14 protein-coding genes and 1 pseudogene are annotated in these 16412 nt (G+C 68.6%); 7 read left to right on the plus strand and 8 right to left on the minus strand.

The features are described from left to right. Positions 1 to 99: 99 nt before the first annotated feature. On the minus strand, positions 100 to 1548 hold the full coding sequence (locus IPN02_01285; GenBank protein ID MBK9295514.1) for an NAD(P)/FAD-dependent oxidoreductase: 1449 nt from the start codon (positions 1546 to 1548) through the stop codon (positions 100 to 102). A 97-nt stretch (positions 1549 to 1645) separates the two neighbouring features. On the opposite strand from IPN02_01285, the gene IPN02_01290 reads away from it, so the two are divergent. From IPN02_01290 to IPN02_01305, 4 genes are all read left to right on the plus strand, one after another. After that, complete coding sequence (locus IPN02_01290) at positions 1646 to 2485, plus strand: enoyl-CoA hydratase/isomerase family protein (GenBank protein MBK9295515.1); 840 nt, start codon at positions 1646 to 1648, stop codon at positions 2483 to 2485. A gap of 77 nt (positions 2486 to 2562) precedes the next feature. After that, on the plus strand, positions 2563 to 3801 hold the full coding sequence (locus IPN02_01295) for an acyl-CoA dehydrogenase family protein (GenBank protein ID MBK9295516.1): 1239 nt from the start codon (positions 2563 to 2565) through the stop codon (positions 3799 to 3801). A 64-nt stretch (positions 3802 to 3865) separates the two neighbouring features. Continuing rightward, positions 3866 to 4678 (plus strand): SDR family oxidoreductase, encoded by an 813-nt coding sequence (locus IPN02_01300; protein ID MBK9295517.1) that lies wholly within the window; start codon positions 3866 to 3868, stop codon positions 4676 to 4678. A 143-nt stretch (positions 4679 to 4821) separates the two neighbouring features. After that, entirely contained in the window at positions 4822 to 5733 is a 912-nt protein-coding gene (locus IPN02_01305; protein ID MBK9295518.1) for an SDR family oxidoreductase, read from the plus strand. 149 nt (positions 5734 to 5882) lie between these two features. Here the strand turns inward: IPN02_01305 and IPN02_01310 are convergent. Together IPN02_01310 and IPN02_01315 are read right to left on the minus strand one after the other, a co-directional pair. Then, a pseudogene (locus IPN02_01310) lies at positions 5883 to 6083 on the minus strand (hypothetical protein). 589 nt (positions 6084 to 6672) lie between these two features. Further along, entirely contained in the window at positions 6673 to 7047 is a 375-nt protein-coding gene (locus IPN02_01315) for an NrdH-redoxin (GenBank protein ID MBK9295519.1), read from the minus strand. A 200-nt stretch (positions 7048 to 7247) separates the two neighbouring features. Here IPN02_01315 and IPN02_01320 point away from each other — a divergent pair, with 200 nt between their 5' ends. After that, positions 7248 to 8432 carry a phosphotransferase family protein gene (locus tag IPN02_01320; protein MBK9295520.1) on the plus strand — a complete coding sequence of 395 codons (1185 nt, stop codon included), beginning with the start codon at positions 7248 to 7250 and terminating at the stop codon, positions 8430 to 8432. Between the two features lie 266 nt (positions 8433 to 8698). Next, complete coding sequence (locus IPN02_01325; protein MBK9295521.1) at positions 8699 to 9478, plus strand: FKBP-type peptidyl-prolyl cis-trans isomerase; 780 nt, start codon at positions 8699 to 8701, stop codon at positions 9476 to 9478. A gap of 47 nt (positions 9479 to 9525) precedes the next feature. Here IPN02_01325 and IPN02_01330 read toward each other — a convergent pair whose 3' ends face one another. Continuing rightward, positions 9526 to 10425 (minus strand): SMP-30/gluconolactonase/LRE family protein, encoded by a 900-nt coding sequence (locus tag IPN02_01330; protein MBK9295522.1) that lies wholly within the window; start codon positions 10423 to 10425, stop codon positions 9526 to 9528. Between the two features lie 275 nt (positions 10426 to 10700). Between IPN02_01330 and IPN02_01335 the strand changes: the two genes are divergently transcribed. Continuing rightward, positions 10701 to 13244: an FtsX-like permease family protein gene (locus tag IPN02_01335; GenBank protein MBK9295523.1), complete on the plus strand. Its 2544-nt coding sequence runs from the start codon at positions 10701 to 10703 to the stop codon at positions 13242 to 13244. Between the two features lie 139 nt (positions 13245 to 13383). On the opposite strand, the gene IPN02_01340 is transcribed toward IPN02_01335, so the two are convergent. The 4 genes from IPN02_01340 to IPN02_01355 all read right to left on the minus strand — a co-directional run bounded on the left by IPN02_01340 (position 13384) and on the right by IPN02_01355 (position 16298). Next, complete coding sequence (locus tag IPN02_01340; GenBank protein ID MBK9295524.1) at positions 13384 to 14256, minus strand: mycofactocin-coupled SDR family oxidoreductase; 873 nt, start codon at positions 14254 to 14256, stop codon at positions 13384 to 13386. Positions 14257 to 14376: 120 nt separating this feature from the next. Then, a complete protein-coding gene (locus tag IPN02_01345; protein MBK9295525.1) occupies positions 14377 to 15282 on the minus strand; it encodes a 5'/3'-nucleotidase SurE in 906 nt (301 codons plus the stop codon). Positions 15283 to 15318: 36 nt separating this feature from the next. Continuing rightward, positions 15319 to 15714, minus strand: coding sequence for a PLDc N-terminal domain-containing protein (locus tag IPN02_01350; protein MBK9295526.1), 396 nt, complete (start codon positions 15712 to 15714; stop codon positions 15319 to 15321). A gap of 122 nt (positions 15715 to 15836) precedes the next feature. Continuing rightward, positions 15837 to 16298, minus strand: coding sequence for an RNA pyrophosphohydrolase (locus IPN02_01355; GenBank protein MBK9295527.1), 462 nt, complete (start codon positions 16296 to 16298; stop codon positions 15837 to 15839). Positions 16299 to 16412: the final 114 nt, after the last annotated feature.

Genomic DNA, 16412 nt, shown 5'->3' on the forward strand with positions numbered 1-16412 from the left:
GAGTACCAAGCCCTCTCCGAACTGGGGAGTGCACACTGCTGTCTGGGCGCGCTCTGGGCTCCCGAGTTGCCGCAGGGTTGAGCCGCCGCAGGTTTGGGCTCAGGCCAGCGGGCCAGCCAACACGGCCCGGGCTGCGTTCCATCCGCACATGCCGTGTACGCCCCCACCGGGCGGGGTCGATGCAGAACACAGCCAGATGCGCGGGTTGCCGGTGGCGTAGGGATGAAGCGTCAGTCGGGGGCGGGCGATCAGTCCCAGCCCGGCCATCGAGCCCCCGGTGATGTCACCACCGGGGTAGTTGGGGTTGTGAGCGGCGATCTCGGCCGGGGGTCGAACGGAGCGGGCCAGGATCAGGTCGCGAAACCCGGGTGCGAAGCGCTCGATCTGGGCCTCGATGGCGTCGGTGCGATCCTCGGTCGACCCGTAAGGTACGTGGCAGTACCCCCAGAGCGTCGCCTTGCCTTCCGGCGCTCTGGTCGGATCGGCGTTCGATGGCTGCGCCACCAACACGAAGGGGCGCTCGGGGTTCTTCCCCTTCACCGACATCGCCTCGGCGGCGGCCACATCTGCAGCGTTTCCCCCGACGTGCACGGTCGATGCCCGCCGGGCGTCCGGGTTGGTCCATGGCACCGGCCCGTCGAGCGCCCAGTCCACCTTGAATGCGCCCGGCCCCCGACGGCGACCGGCGAACGCCCGCCGCACCCTGCGGGGCAACGAGCCCCCGGCGATAGCGGCGAGCGCGGCGGCATCGGTATCGAACACCGCAACCCCATGATCGGGCAGGTCGCCCAAGGTCCGCACCGGTGAGTTGCAGCGGACCTCGCCCCCCAAGTGGCGCAGGTAGCTGACGAGCGCAGCCGAGATGGACGCCGAGCCGCCCTCGGCGATCGGCCAGCCGCTCTGGTGGGCCGGCGCCATCAGCGCTAAGGCCAGCGCGGTGGTCAACGGCCGGTTGAGCGGCAGGAACGAGTGTGCGGCGTTGCCGGCCAGCAACGCACCCGCCTCCTCGGTGGAAAAGTAGCGGTCAGCGACGATCGTGGCCGGTGTGATGCCGGCCAGGCCGAACCGGGCGAGCACGACAGGATGGCGAGGCACCCGCAGCACCGGGCCCAGAAAGGCGTCGGCCAGCTTGGGCCAGTTGCCGCTCAACGGCCCCATCAGGGTGCGGTAGGCGTCGGCGTCGGCCCCCAGGCCCTCGGCCGTCTCGCCGAGCGAATGGCGCAGCAGCGCCGCCCGTCCGCCGTCGAGGACGTGGGCCAGCGGGATCTCATGATGCAACCAGCGCAGCCCGTGTCGCTCCAGCGGCCAGCGGGAGAACGCCGGCGAACCGCCGCCCAGTGGGTGCACCGCCGAGCAGACGTCGTGGTGAAACCCGGGCAGGGTCAGTTCTTCGGTGCGCGTGCCGCCGCCGACGGTGGCGTTGCCCTCGAGGACCAGCACGCTGCGACCGGCCTCGGCCAGCGTCACCGCTGCAGCCAGCCCGTTAGGGCCCGAGCCCACCACCACTGCGTCCCAAGATGTACCCACGTCTCCAGTGTGCCCGGCCATCGCCGCCGATACACGCACAGCGACATTCCTGATACAACGTCAGCGTCGCAGGCGCGTCTCGACCCGCCTGCCCAGCCCCCTACCGAGGAGATCCTCCGTGTCCGAGACCACCCCCACCGATCGGCCCCTGGACGAGCAGGTTCGGTTTGAGATCGTCGACGAGGTGGCCTGGATCACGATCGACCGGCCCGAGAAGGGCAACGCCCTCTCGCCACCGTGTCGCAACCGCATCCGCGACCTGATCAACGGCCTCAACGGCGCCCACACCGCCCGCGCCATCGTGCTGACCGCCAGCGGCGAGAAGCTGTTTTGTCCCGGCGCCGACTTGAGCCATCGGGTCCCGTCGGAGCGCCCCGAGGGCGTGCCTGAGCGGGTGGTCGGCGATGCCCGGCGGATGATGCTCGAGGGCCAGTACACCCTGTTCCCCGCCATCTTGGACTCCGAGTTGCCGATCATCGCCGCGGTCAACGGAACCGCCGCCGGCATGGGCGCCCACCTGGCGTTCGCATGCGACCTGGTGATCGCCGCCGAGGGCACCAAGTTCATCGAGGTGTTCAGCCGTCGCGGTCTGGTGGTCGACGCACTCGGCGCCTACCTGTTGCCCCGCACGATCGGATTGCACAAGGCCAAGGAGCTGGTGCTCTTCGGCGATGACCTGCCGGTGGCCGAGGCCGAGCGCTTGGGTCTGGTCAACAAGGTCGTGCCCCGGGACCAGCTGGCTGCGACCGCAAGCGAGTGGGCCGGTCGCCTGGCTTCGGGGCCGACCAAGGCCCTGGGTCTTTCCAAGTGGCTGTTGAACCAGAGCTTCGACGTGGACCGCAACACGATGATGAGCAACGAATCCCTCGCCGTGGAGCTCAACACCCATTCCGAAGACTTCGCCGAGGGCATGGCCTCGTTCCGCGAGCGTCGCGACCCGGTGTGGAGCGGCTACTGAACGATTGTTCATCCATCTTGGCTCGACCGCAGGAACACGGATAGAGCCAAAATAACAACGTGTTCTAATCTGTCGGCGTGGACTTTGAGGATTCTCCAGCCGAGGCGGCGGCACGAACCGAGGTGCGGGCGTTTCTCGACCAGCACGCCGAACTGAAGCGGGGCGATGACCGCGACTGGTCGCGCTGGGGGGCAACCACCGACGACGCCCGCGCCACCGAGTACCGCCGCCGCTGCCGAGACTGGCAGGCCACGTTGTACGACAACGGTTGGGCCGGGATCACCTGGCCCGAGGAGTGGGGCGGCCGGGGCGGTACCCGCACCGAACAGATCATCTTCGGCCAGGAGGCGGCCCGCTATGACGTGACGTCGGGCTTCATCGGCGCCGCTCAGTCGCTGGTGGGCCCAACGCTCATCAAGTGGGGCACCGACGAACAGAAGGAGCGGTACGTTCGGCCGCTGCTGCGTGGTGACGAGGTGTGGTGCCAGCTGTTCAGCGAGCCCGGCGCCGGATCCGACCTGTCCAACCTGGCCGCCCGGGCAGTTCCGGCATACGACCCGGCGGACGGTTGGGTCGTCGACGGTCAGAAGGTGTGGACCTCGAGCGCCCAGCACGCCGACTTCGGCATCCTGTTGGCCCGCACCGATCCCGATGCCCCCAAGCACCGGGGCATCAGCTTCTTCATCGTCGACATGGCCACGCCCGGTATCGACATCCGACCCCTGATTCAGGCCCAGGGCGTTGCCCACTTCAACGAGGTGTTTCTCGACGCCGTTCGTGTGCCGGCCAAGGGGCTCGTCGGGGAGGTGGGCAACGGCTGGAAGGTGGCGCGCACCACCCTGGGCAACGAGTCGCAGATGATCTCGGGCGGCGGACAGGCCAACACCTTCCCCAACGTGCTGGCCACCGCCCGACGCCTGGGCCGCACCGACGACCCGGTCGTGCGCCAGGAGTTGGCGCGCGTCTGGGGCAACGAGGCGATCCTGAAGTACCTGCAGCTCCGTCTGCAGAGCGCGATCACGCACGAACGTTGGGGCGACATGCTGCACGGCTCGCTGCTGAAGAACGCCTTCACCCGGGCGTTGGCACATCGCACCACCCTGGCCGTCGACCTCGAGGGGGCCGAAGGCATGTTGTGGGACGACGCGGAGGGCAACGGGTTCTGGCAGTACCAGTGCCTCAACCAGTTTGCTGCCCGCATCGGCGGCGGCACCGAGGAGGTTCACCGCAACAACCTGTCCGAGCAGGCGCTCGGGTTGCCACGGGAACAACGTAGCGACCTGGACGTGCCCTGGTCGCAAACAACGAGGTCCTGACTGCCGAGGTGCGGTGTTGACACCGGCCCGCACGGCGCAGCGTGAACACAGAGAGGGGTTGAACATGGGAATGTTGGACGGTAAGCGGGCGGTGGTGACCGGCGTGGGGCCGGGGCTGGGCACCGAGATGGCGTTGGGCCTGGCGCGGGAGGGCGCCGACGTGGCGCTGGTGGCCCGCTCCGAGCGGGTGACCCCCGAAGTGGCGGCCGAGATCGAGGCGATGGGGCGCCGGGCACCGACCGTGTCGGCCAACATCATCGACACCGACGACGTCGCCCGCATGGTAGACGAGGTGGGCGAGGCGTTCGAAGGGCGGGTGGATGTGCTGGTCAACTCGGCGTTCCGTAGCGGCGACTTCACCTCGTTCGCCGACGCCGATCTGGACCGCTGGCGCAAGATCACCGAGGTGAACCTGTGGGGCGGGCTCAGCGTCACCCAGGCCATGTTGCCGCTGCTCGACCGGGCGGTTGACGAATCCGACGATGCCCGGGTCATCATGGTCAACACGATGTCGATCCAGCGCATCCAGGCTGGTTCTGGGGCCTATGCGGCATCCAAGGGGGGGCTGGCCGGGGCGACCCAGGTGATATCCCGCGAGCTTGGGCCTCGCGGCATCCGGGTGAACTCGGTGCATCCGGGCTATATCTACGGTGACTCGGTGCGGATCTACTTCGAGATGCAGGCCGAGGCTCGAGGCGAAGGGGTCACCCCAGAGGACGTCTACGCCGAGATGGCCTCCGAGACCGCTCTCGGCTACCTCCCGACGCCTGCCGAGATCGCCGGGACGGTCGTCTTCCTCGCGTCGCCGCTGGCCAAGCCGATCACGGGCGCCGCCATCCCGGTCAACTGCGGCCATTGGATACCCGGGCTCACCTGATCTGGCTTCGAAGTGGGTGTGAGGTTTGCCCTGGCGGGCCGCGGCAGGCGCGTGAGGGACAAACCGCCCGGGAAATCGGACCTGACTGCTCGCAGGTCCTAATCTGACGGGTCGTCAGGTCGGTCGATCGAGAGGGTTTCACCATGTCGGGTATCTGTGAGGGACGAGTGGTGATCATCACCGGTGCGGGCCGAGGGCTGGGCCGGGCCCATGCTCTGGAGTTCGCTCGGCAAGGCGCGGCGGTGGTCGTCAACGACGTCGGGGTGGCCCAGGACGGGTCCGATCCCAGCGCCACTCCCGCCCAAGAGGTGGTCGACGAGATCGTCGCTGCCGGTGGGCGAGCTGTGACGAGCACCGATGATGTCGCCGACTGGGACGGCGCCGAGGCGTTGATCGCCACCGCCGTCGACACCTTCGGTGGCCTCGACACACTGGTGAACAACGCAGGCATCGTTCGCGATCGGATGTTCGTGTCCGCCCAGCCCGACGAGTGGGACGCGGTCATGCACGTTCACCTGCGCGGCCACTTCGCCCCTGCCCGCCACGCGGTCAACTACTGGCGGGCCCAGGCCAAGGAGGGCAACCAGCGGGCGGCCCGTATCATCAACACCTCGTCGGGTGCCGGGTTGATGGGGTCGGTCGCCCAGGCCGCCTACTCGGCCGCCAAGGCCGGAATCGCCACCCTCACGCTGGTGCAGGCGGCCGAACTGGGTCGCTACGGCATCACCTCCAACGCGCTCGCCCCGTCGGCCCGCACCCGCATGACCGAGGAGGCCTTTCCCGAGATGATGGCCGCCCCGACCGATGCCAGCTTCGACGCCATGGACCCGGCCAACGTGTCCCCGCTGGTCGCCTGGTTGGGCTCTGATCTCTCCGGCGACGTCACCGGTCGCGTGTTCGAGTCCGAGGGCGGCAAGGTCGGCATCGCCGAGGGATGGCGCCACGGCCCGTCCGAGGACAAGGGAGCCCGCTGGGAAGCCGCCGAGCTCAGCGACGTCATCGCTCGGCTGCTCGTTGCGGCGGAGACCCCGACGCCGGTCTACGGCGCGCAGTAGCCGGTCATCGGGATTGGGTCGTCGGGGTCCGGCCCTCGACATCCGGCCCTCGACATCTGGCCTCAGATGGCGGGTCAGGCGCCGCCGAAGGACCTGGCGTGCGGGCCTCGACCGATCGTCAGAAACCCGTCTTCGGCGCCAATCGACAGGATCGAGTTGCGGCTGCCAATCGACAGGATGGAGCGGTAGGAACCGATCGAAAAGATCGATCCCAGCGAGCCGACCGACACCAGCGAGGCGATCGAGCCCGCGGATAGGGCGCTGGCGATCGAACCGGCGGATAGGGCGCTGGCGATCGAACCGACCGACCTGGTGGTGGCGATGGATCCCGCCGAGTCGATCGACGCGATCGACCCGGAGGAGCGTCCGGACCCATCGGAGGGCCCTCTGCCGGTTGGCTCGGCGCCACCGGGCCGAGCGGACGGCCCGCTGGCCGCAAGCGGACGTCCTACAGAGCTGCGCCCTGCGTCATCTGCGGGCCCGTCGGCTTCGCTGGGCGCCTCGGCCCGGCTGAGGCCGTCGCCCTCATAGTCGTAGATCTCGGTCGCTTCATGCTCGTGCGACTTGGCGTCGAACGAGTAGACGCTGGCGTCTGCCGAATCTGAGTCGACGTCGTCGTCCAGACCGTCGAGTTCGCGCAACACCAGGTTGACGACCTCGCCATCGAGTTCGGCGTCAGGATCGGGATCGACCGCCGGCTCGCCCGTCCTGGGCGCCTGGAACGATGGGTGGGACGACCTGCCACTCGGGGGGACACCTGAATCTCCGGGGAGTTTGGACACGTCCGCTCCGTTCCATCTGGCCAGTACGCGATGGCCGCTGCATCCATCCTTGCCTATCCGACACGGACGCGACGTCTGAAATGTATTCATCAAATCTCGTAGCGACAGGTTGGTCAGCGGGAGTCGAACCGATGGGCCGCTGACGGCGGTGAGTAGGTCAGTTCCGCCTGAACCGGCGTCGCTTCGGGGGCTGTTTTTCAACCAGTGTCCGAGCCCACTCCGGATTGTGGGTGGCGATCAGATTGAGCACCTGGGCCGGGCGGGGGTTGACCAGGTAGTCACCGCCGAAGCCGACGGTGGGTACCGTTTCACTGCCCCCGGTGGCCCGGCGCACCACAGCGGCGGCGCCCGGCTCGTCCCAGATGTTCAGCGCATCCATGGCGATGCCGGCCCGGTCGAGCGAGTGCTTCAGCGACATGCAGAAGGGGCAGCCGGGTCGCCAGTAGAACTCGACAACCCGGCCGGCCACCTCGCCGGTGTCCGGCTCGGCCGCCGCGGTCTCGGAGTGGTCGGTGTGGTGACGGTCGGTCATCTGAGAGTCCTCGAGGTAGGGGTTCGGCCGGCGGTCGCCGCGAGCAGCGGTGCGCCCGACCGCGGCTTGAAGCGTGCGGTCAACGTAACCCGATCGGAACGCCCGACATTCCCGTCAGCGCTTCCCCCGGGACACCGATCGACTAGAAAACGGGCGCGGGGATGATGGGGAGTCCTCGCCAGCGACGCAGAGGGGGCGCGATGGGCGACGGGACAATCGATCAGGACCGGATCGGAGGTGCCGCCAAGCTGTCGGCGGACAAGTTCACCACGACCACGCGCGACCCGGATCAGCTCGGACGCCGTATCGGTGACTGGTTGGGGACGAAGCTTGGGAAGGGGTCGAACCCAACGGTTTTTGAGGTCTCCAAGCCGGAAGGCAACGGCATGTCGTCGGAGACGCTGCTGTTCAGCGCCCGCTGGCGCGACGGCGCCGATGTGGTCGAGCGGCGCCTGGTGGCCCGCATCCAGCCCGAACTCGACAAGGTGCCGGTCTTTTCCTCCTACGACCTGCGGCTGCAGTTTGACGTCATGGCATTGGTGGGCGGTGCCACCGACGTGCCCGTGCCCGAGGTGCTGTGGTTCGAGGGCGACGGCTCGGTGATCGGCGCACCGTTCTTCGTCATGGCGCGCTCCGCAGGAGACGTGCCGCCCGACGTGATGCCGTACACGTTTCCGGACAGCTGCTGGCTCAACGGGGCGTCGACCGTCGATCAGGCTCGCCTGCAAGGGTCGGCGGTCGAGGCGTTGGCCGCACTGCACGAGCTGGGCCCCGAGACCCATGACCTCGACTTTCTCGCCCCGGAGCGACCGGGCGAGACGTCCCTCGAACGCCACCTGGCGGCGTGGCAGGACTACCTCGATTGGGCCACCCACGACGAGCGTTCGCCCCTGCTCGACGAGTGCTTCGCCTGGCTTCGAGCCAACCTGCCGGCCGAGGGCATCGACACCGGCCCGCCCCGCCTCAGCTGGGGGGATGCCCGCATCGGCAACATGATGTTCGTCGACTTCGAGGTGGCCGCCGTACTCGACTGGGAGATGGCGTCGATCGCCCCGCCAGAGGTCGACCTCGGCTGGATGACCTACCTGCATCGGTTCTTTGACGACCTCACCGTCGACCTCGGGGCCGAGGGTATGCGGCAGTTCATGCGCCCGGCCGACGTGGTCGCCACCTACGAGGCGGCCTCGGGTCGGACCGTGGGCGACCTGCGCTGGCACATGGCCTATGCGGCGATGCGCCACGGGGTGATCATGCGCCGGGTCACCGAGCGGTCGATCCACTTCGGTGAGGCGGTGCGCCCCGAGTCGATCGACGATCTGATCATCCATGGGGCGACGCTGCGGTCGATGCTCGACGGCACCTACTGGGACGACGTCGGGTTTTAGGGGGGGCGCTTGCCAGGGTGACCGCCTGGCGGTTCGAATCGGCTGAGCGCTCCGCCAGGTGTCGCCGGTCGTCTTGGGAACACCGGTATCGTGGTTCCGTGCTTTCCCCCAGACGGTCCCTCTCGCGGCGCATCGGTTTCGGTGCCATCGTCATTTCCGTGTTGCTGTTCGCCTCGTGTGGCGACGAATCCTCCGCTGACGCCGAGCCGGCCGCCGTCGATGCCGGCGCCTCCGATGCCGCGCCCAAGGACGCCACGCTGATCGCCATCGAAAAGCGTGGCGCACCCGAGGTGGAGGTGCCGGACAAGCCGGCCACCGAACTCGAGGTCATCGACCTGGAGGAGGGAACCGGCGACGAGGTGGGCCCCGGCGCCACGATCACCGCGCACTACATCGGCGTCGGCCAGGCATCCGGCAAGAAGTTCGATTCGTCCTGGGATCAGGACCAGCCGGCGACGTTCTCGCTCGACGGGGTGATCCCCGGGTGGACCGAGGGCCTGGTCGGCATGAAGGTGGGCGGTCGGCGAGAGCTGATCATCCCGGGAGCCCAGGCTTACAGCGATCAGCCGCCCGAGGGGTCGGGCATTGAACCGGACGAAACGCTGGTGTTCGTCATCGACCTGGTGCGCATCGATGATCCCGGCCCCGCAATCGACGCGAAGGCCCAGGCCGCCGCCCAGGAGCGAGGCGAACCCAAGATCCAGGTTCCAGATCCCCTGCCCACCGAGCTGACGGTGACCGACGATGTTGAGGGCACCGGCGACGAGGTGAAGAAGGGCGACGAGGTGACCGTCTCCTACGCGGGGGCCAGCGCCTCGACCGGGACCATCTTCGACTCGTCCTGGGAGCGCGGACAACCGGTCACGTTCAAGCTCGACGAGGTGATTCCCGGATGGGGCGAGGGGCTGGTCGGCATGAAGGTTGGCGGTCGGCGCACGCTGGTGATCCCACCGGAGCAGGCGTACGGAGACACGCCTCCGCCAGGGTCGGATATGAAGCCAGGCGAGACGCTCGTGTTCGTCGTCGACCTGGTCGGCATCGGCTGACCGGTCGGCGCCGAGAGTTGCTCGATGCCGCCTGCCCGGCGTGGGTTTCAGGGCATGCCGGCGTGGGGCACGTCGACGGTGGTGGTCAGCAGCACCGCCTCGGTCGCCTCTGCGCGAAGGTGCTCGAAGAAGTCGGGTGCTGCGCAGATCAGCAGCGTGGTGCCGTCCTCGCCGCCCAGCATGCATGCGAACGCTCCCAGCCCCTCGGGCATGGCGATCTCGTCGGTGATCTCGCCACCTTCAGCCACCCGGACGCAGCGGGAACCGATCGCATCGGCAAACCAAATCTGACCCTCGGCATCCAATGTGCAGCCGTCGGGGCCGACGGCGACCATGCCGATCGTCTCGTCGAACGTGCCCAGCGTCGGCGTAGGCGCCAGCTCGGCCCACACCCGCCGGTTGGAGAGCGTGCCGTCGTCCTCGATCGTGAACGCGCTGTAGCGACAGCCGATCGTCTCGCCGACGATCAGCGTCGAACCGTCTGGCGTGATGACGGAGCCGTTGGGGAACATCAGCTCGGCGGCCGCCACGCTGAGCGTGCCGTCCGGGTCGACCCGGATCAGCGGGCTGGCCACCGGATCCTCTCCCGCCATCAGGTCGAAGCCGAATCCGCCCACCCAGGCCCTGCCGATTGCGTCGACCACCATGTCGTTGGCCACCCCGGTCAGCAGCCCGGACAGGTCGGCATGGGTGACCACCGAGCCGTCGGGCTCCTGCCGCAGCACACGCTGGTCCTTCATCGACACCACCAGTAGACGCCCGTCGGGCAGCCAGCCAAGGCCTGACGGTTGGGTGTCGACCTCGAGCACCTGGGTCTGGCGGCCATCGGGAGCCACCCGGTACACCGAGTGGCGGTAGAAGTCCGACACCCACCAGGTGCCGTCGCGCCACCGAGGGCCCTCAAAAAACCTGCCGCCGGTGGTCAAGGTGGTGAGTTCGCGTGCCATGAGGGCACGATAGAACTCCGGAGAGCCGGCCGCCTTGAGCTCTGTTCGTTTCCGACCAGGGTTTGGGAAGTCGGGAGCCGAAACGACCGCCAGGGCGCGCTGTGGGCTCCCCAGTTCGGGAAGGGTTGGGAAGTCGGGAGCCGAAACGACCGCCAGGGCGCGCTGTGGGCTCCCCAGTTCGGGAAGGGTGACTAGACCCCCGGGCGCGCTGTGACTGCTCCCTGGTTTCCGGTGGGCGCACCACGTATTCGGCCGCAGCGTCCCAGACTGATCGGGTGCTCCACTCGCCCGCAGCATCGGCCGTGCTGGTGTTGGCCCGACGCTCGCTGCGTGCCCGGCTCAGCCGGATCGCCGCCACGATCCTCGGTCTGGCCGTCGCGGTTGGCTTTACCGTTGCGGCGTTCGGGGTGGCCGCCCAGTTCGATCGGTTCGTCGGTGCGGGTACCGACCAGGCGGCGGAGGCGACGGATGCGATCCCCAAGGGGGCCGTGGTCATCGCAGCTCCGGCGGGCGGGGCCACCCAGACGACCGCCGTCGACGAGTCCCTCCTGGCGCGGGTGCGGGCCGTCCCTGGGGTGATCGAGGCCAGCGGCAGCTACGACCAGCCAATCGGCGTGCGCCTGCCATCCGGTGCGCAGGACGACGTGCCGGTCGTGTTGCGGGGCCTGGTGTTCACGTCGGCGTGGAGCTCGGACCGATGGCGCGTGGTGGAGGGCGAGGCGCCGACGCTGAACGACCGTCCCAGCGGGGGAGACTTGCCGATAGCGCTCGACGCCGGGGGTGAGCGTTCCGCCGACGCCACGCTGGGCGATCGCATCCAGCTTCAGACGCCCATCGGTGGTGTGTCGGCTCGGGTGGTCGGACTGGTTCGCCCGGCCGGCGATGGTGGCGCAGACAGCGTCGGGCAGGTGTCGTCCCCGGTGAACGACGGGGCAACAGGTGCAATGTCGATCGGCGTCATCGATGCCCGGGTGGTCATCGATCCTCGGGTGTTGCCGGCCTTGTTGGACGCTGAGGGTCGCCTCGACCGCATCACGGCCATCCCGGTGCCTGGTACCGACCTGGACGAGCTCGCCGCCCGGCTGCGCAGCTCACTGCCCGCTGACCTGGAGGTCAGCTCGGCCAAGGACGCCGCCGCTGTCACGGCCCAGACCGTCCAGGTGATCTCCGAGGGCGTCGCCACGGCCACGTTCGCATTTGCGGCCTTGTCTGCGGCGGTGGCCGCCCTGTTGGTGTCCAACACGCTGGCCATCCTGGTCACCCAACGCAACCGCGAGCTGGCGTTGCTTCGTTGCGTTGGGCTGACCACAGCCCAGGCTGGACGCATCGTGATGTTGGAGGCGGCCATGGTGGGGATCGCTGGCGCAGCGTTGGGGCTGGTGCTGGGGATTCCCCTGTCGATGGTGGGGGCCTCGTTCATCCAGCCCGGCGCCCAGGTGGGGTTGTTGGTGACCACTCAGATGGTTGGCGCCGCAGTGCTCGTCGGGGTGGGGGTCACGATGGTCGCTGCGATCGTTCCGGCGTTTCGTGCCTCGCGTGTGCCGCCCCTGGCCGCCCTGGTGGCTGCGGACTCTGCGCAGCGACGCGGCGTCGTGGGTTGGGCGATGACACCCCTGTTGCTAGCGGCCCGTGCACTGTCGCCGACAACCAGCGTTCGCATGGCCGTCGACAACGCCCGGCGGGACCTGCGCCGATCGGGGGCGACCGCCGTCACCCTGATCGTCGGGCTGGGGCTGATCTCGCTGGTGCTCACCGGGAGTGCCTCCATCCGTGCGGCCACCCAGGACCAGTTCGTCAACGCTTCGTCGGCCGACCTGTACCTGGAACGGCGGGGCCTGGTGCGTATCAGCGGCGACGCCGTGGACGAGCGCCTGGCGGCGGCGGGTGTCGAATCCGGGTTGGTGTCCGTGCTGGCCGTGGACGGCAGCCTGCGTGGCCCGTCGGGCACCATCGACCAGGTGTCGGCCTCGCGGCTGGATGCGGTGCCCCGCCTGTTCGACCTGGGGCTCAGTGGCGGCGCGTTTCCCCAAGGGCCGGCTCCGCCGATCGCCGACTTCAACGACGCCGACGCCGGGACCCAGGGCGAGACCGACGTCGGGCGGGCGATGCTGTCCGATGGGGCCGCTCAGACGTTGGGCGTCGGCGTCGGTGGAGACGTGACTCTGCGGTCGGTATCCGGGCGAGAGCGAACGTTGCGAGTGGTCGGCACGTACCGCGGGACTGCGTTCGTGGGCCCAGCGGTGGTCGAGCGCGCCGATGCTGAGGCCATTGCCGCCGACGGCAGTTTCGAGGTGGCGGCCGTCGATGTGCCCGACCGCTTCGATGTCGCGGATGCAGCGGGCTACTTCGGGCGCAACCTGCGCGGGTTTCCCAAACTGCGGGTGCACACGCCGGAGGAGTTTGCAGCGTTGAACGTGGGTGTGGCCAACACCGTGACCCGGCTGGCGCTGGTGGTTCTCTCGGGAGCCCTGCTGGTGGGGGCGCTGGGTGCCGCCAACACCATCTCGTTGTCGGTGATGGAGCGTCGGCGCGAGTTGGGGCTGCTGCGGGCGGTCGGCGCTACCGCCGGCCAGGTACGTTCGCTGGTGCGCACCGAGGCCCTCGTGATCTGTGGCCTCGCCGGCCTGGTGGGGGTGAGCGCCGGCGTGGTGACGGCGGTCGTGGCGGTTGGGCGCGCCCCTGCAGAGTTCGCGGCCGATCCGGTGGTGCCGTGGCTGTCCTTGGGCGTCGTCGGCGTCGCTGCGCTGACGATCGGGGCCGTGTCGGCGGCTCTGGCAACCCGTCGTCAGAACGCAGGCGGGCCGCTCGACGCCTTGTGACAGGCGTCTTGACCGGCAGCACTCGGCCGCTCGAGTGGCTGAGAGTGCGAAGTCGGGAGCCCAGAGGTACGTCAGACCGCGCTGTGGGCTCCCCGGTTCGGGAAGGGTTGGGGGAAGGTTGGTCGGAAGCGGGGCTGCCTCAGCCCATCAACATGTTGCCGCCGTCGACGGGCAGGCTGACGCCGGTGATGCCCCGGGCCTCGTCGCTGCACAGCCACAGCACGGCGTTGGCGATGTCGGAGCTCTCCAGCCACGGCAGATCCAACGCCTGCATCGGGTTGAGCACGCTGGCGGTGTCCTCGAAGGTGGGGTTGTCCAGGTCGCCGCGCATCATGTTGGCGAAGTAGTCGTTCTCGATCATCGGCGTGCGCACCGACGACGGGTGGATGCTGTTGACCCGGATGTTGTTCGGTGACAGCTCCAGGGCCATCGTTTTCATCAGCCCGGTTACGCCATGCTTCGAGGCCACATAGGGCGCCGACACCCACATGCCCTTCAGGCCGGCGATCGACGAGGTGATCACGACGGAGCCGCCCCGCTCGCCGGCCATGATCGCCGGGGCAGCAGCGCGCACCGTCTTCCACACCCCGGTCAGGTTGGTACCGACGATCTCGTCCCAGGCCTGTTCGGACAGCTCGGTGAACAGCGAGGTGGCCATCACGCCGGCGTTGGCCACGACGATGTCGAGGCGGCCGAAGCGGTCGAGCCCTTCGGCGACGGCGCCCTCCAGGGCGGCCAGGTCGCGCACATCGGCGGCGCGGGACACCATCGCCCCACCGGCCGCCTCAACCATCGCGACCGTGGTGGCCAGGTCCTCGGGCGTCGCCATCGGATAGGGGATCGAGTCCAGCTGAGCGGCCAGGTCGACCCCGATGATGTTGGCGCCTTCAGCGGCGAAGCGAACCGCCTCCTCCCGCCCCTGACCCCGTGCGGCGCCGGTGATCAGCACCACTTTGCCGTCGAAGCGTCGGCGCGTTGCTGACCCGCCGTTGTCGCCGGTCGTCGTTGTCATCTGTTCCCCCTGGTGTTCGTTGTCTGGATGATCGTTGGTCACCGCCGGCGGCAATTCGATGGCCCGGACCGACATGCCGCCCACTACGACATGTGCTGCCCCCTATGACACGGAGGGGCCCTACGATACGGCGGAGCCCGTCGGGTCCTCGGCGGTGTCGGGGCGGCGCAGCACGTGGGGTGACGAGGCGTCGGGCACCCGGTGCACCGGTTGCAGGTCGGCCCCGGGGCGAACGCTGCTGACGAGGTCGTCGGTGTCGACCTCCTCGTCGAGGGTCGTGTCGGTCCACGCCTCGGTCACCCCGACCAGCGTGGTAATCGTGGCAAAGCCATCGAGGAGCAGCGCCACGTCGGTGTCGGGTGGCGGCACGGCGCCACTGGGCTGAAGTTCGAACTGCCGGCGGTCGTCGTCGTCGGTGGCGATGGCGGCTCGCATGGTGCCGAAGGGGGCCAGTCGTGCCCACCGAACGCCGCGGCAGTCCTCGAGGTCGCACGCCGGGGCGTTCAGGTTCAGCACGGTTCGCTGGGGTGCCTCGATCACCAGGTCCAGCATTTCGACCGCCAGCGCCGCTGCGGTCGGCCAGAACCAGGGATGGCCGTCGGAGGTCTCGGCCGCGCTGATCGCCAGGCCGGACAAGCCGAAGTTCTGGCCGGCCAGGGTCGCTCCGACCGTGCCCGAGTGCAGCACGGCCCGGCCGGTGTTGGCACCGGCGTTGATGCCGGAGACAATCAAGTCCGGTGGGGGGCCGAATGCGCCGAGACGTGCGACGACCACCGTGTAGGCCGGGGCTCCGGCCACGGCGTGGGCCTCGACCTCCTCCGCCCCGTCGATCGTCACCCGCTCGGAGCGAATTTCGCCCAGGTTGACGTAGCCCTCCCCCGAGCTGGCCAGTGAGGTGCCCGCTCCGCTCCAGTCGGCGTCGGGAGCGATCACCACGATCTCGTGCTCGGTGGCGGCGAGATGCCGCACGAGTTCCTGAAGCCCCTCCGAGGAGATGCCGTCGTCGTTGGTTACCTGAATGCGCACGTCATGCACCGTAGCCAGTCAGGGCACGGGCTGACGTCAGCCGTTGATCAGGCGTGCCTTGGCGGCGGCGAACTCGGTGTCATCGAGCTTGCCGGAGTTGTGCAGCTCGGCCAGCTTGGCCAGCTCGTCGGCGGTGGTGCCGGTGCCGGCCGCGTCACGGATGTAGGCCTGCATTGCCTCGTCGTTCTTCTGCATGCTCTGCGCTTGCCGCTGGGCCATGCCCGAGCCGTGGACGATGAGGTAGAGGAAGACGCCCAGGTAGGGCAGGAAGATGATTCCGATGGTCCACAGGGCCTTGCTGACACCCGAGTTGTGGCTGCGGAAGATGTCACCGAACACCTGGAAGATCAACATGATCCAGATGAAGAAGAGGAAGAACCAGATGATCGACCAGAGAACCTGACCGGTACCAAACTCGGCTGCGAGTTGCATCGCGCACGTCTTTCGTTAGAGGGCGTTCCGCCAGTCGGTTCGCCGACCCGGCAACCTAATCCAGATCGCGTTGCGTGTGGCCTTCACGTCAGGCGGACTACGGGGCTTCGATACGACCCGGCTCAGGCAAGATCGAGCTCGCTTCGAAGCCAGTCGATCACCCGGAGGTACACGGCCCCCTTGAAGTCGACCACCCGATCGAGATAGGCCTCGGGATCGGCCCAGCGCCAGGATCGAAACTCGTCGTCGGCGGCCGCGTCGAGATCGGGCTCAGCGTCGCCGACCGTGCGCACCAGAAACCATCGCTGGATCTGTCCCAAATGACGACCGGAGTGCTCGGCGGGGAAGGTGTAGGCCAGCCACTCGTCCAGCTCGGCCACCCATTCGATGCGCTCGTCGCCCAGTCCGGTCTCCTCGAGCAGTTCACGGGCCGCAGCGCTGCGTGGAGGTTCGTCGCGGTTGATGCCGCCCTGGGGAAATTGCCAGCTGCCCAGGTGATCGATGCGCTCGAACCACGCCACTTGGCCGTCGCCCCGGGTCACCACGATGCCGACGTTGGCTCTGAACGTTGCTGGTTTGGACACGACGACGACGGTATCGGAGAGACGCAGGGGGTGACCGGACGGAAGTGTGGAGCTGCGCCATCGGTAGTGAGGGGCACAGCTCCACACCACGACGAGCACTCGGGGTTCTTTGGG

Source organism: Candidatus Microthrix subdominans (assembly GCA_016719385.1).
GTDB classification, from domain to species: domain Bacteria; phylum Actinomycetota; class Acidimicrobiia; order Acidimicrobiales; family Microtrichaceae; genus Microthrix; species Microthrix subdominans.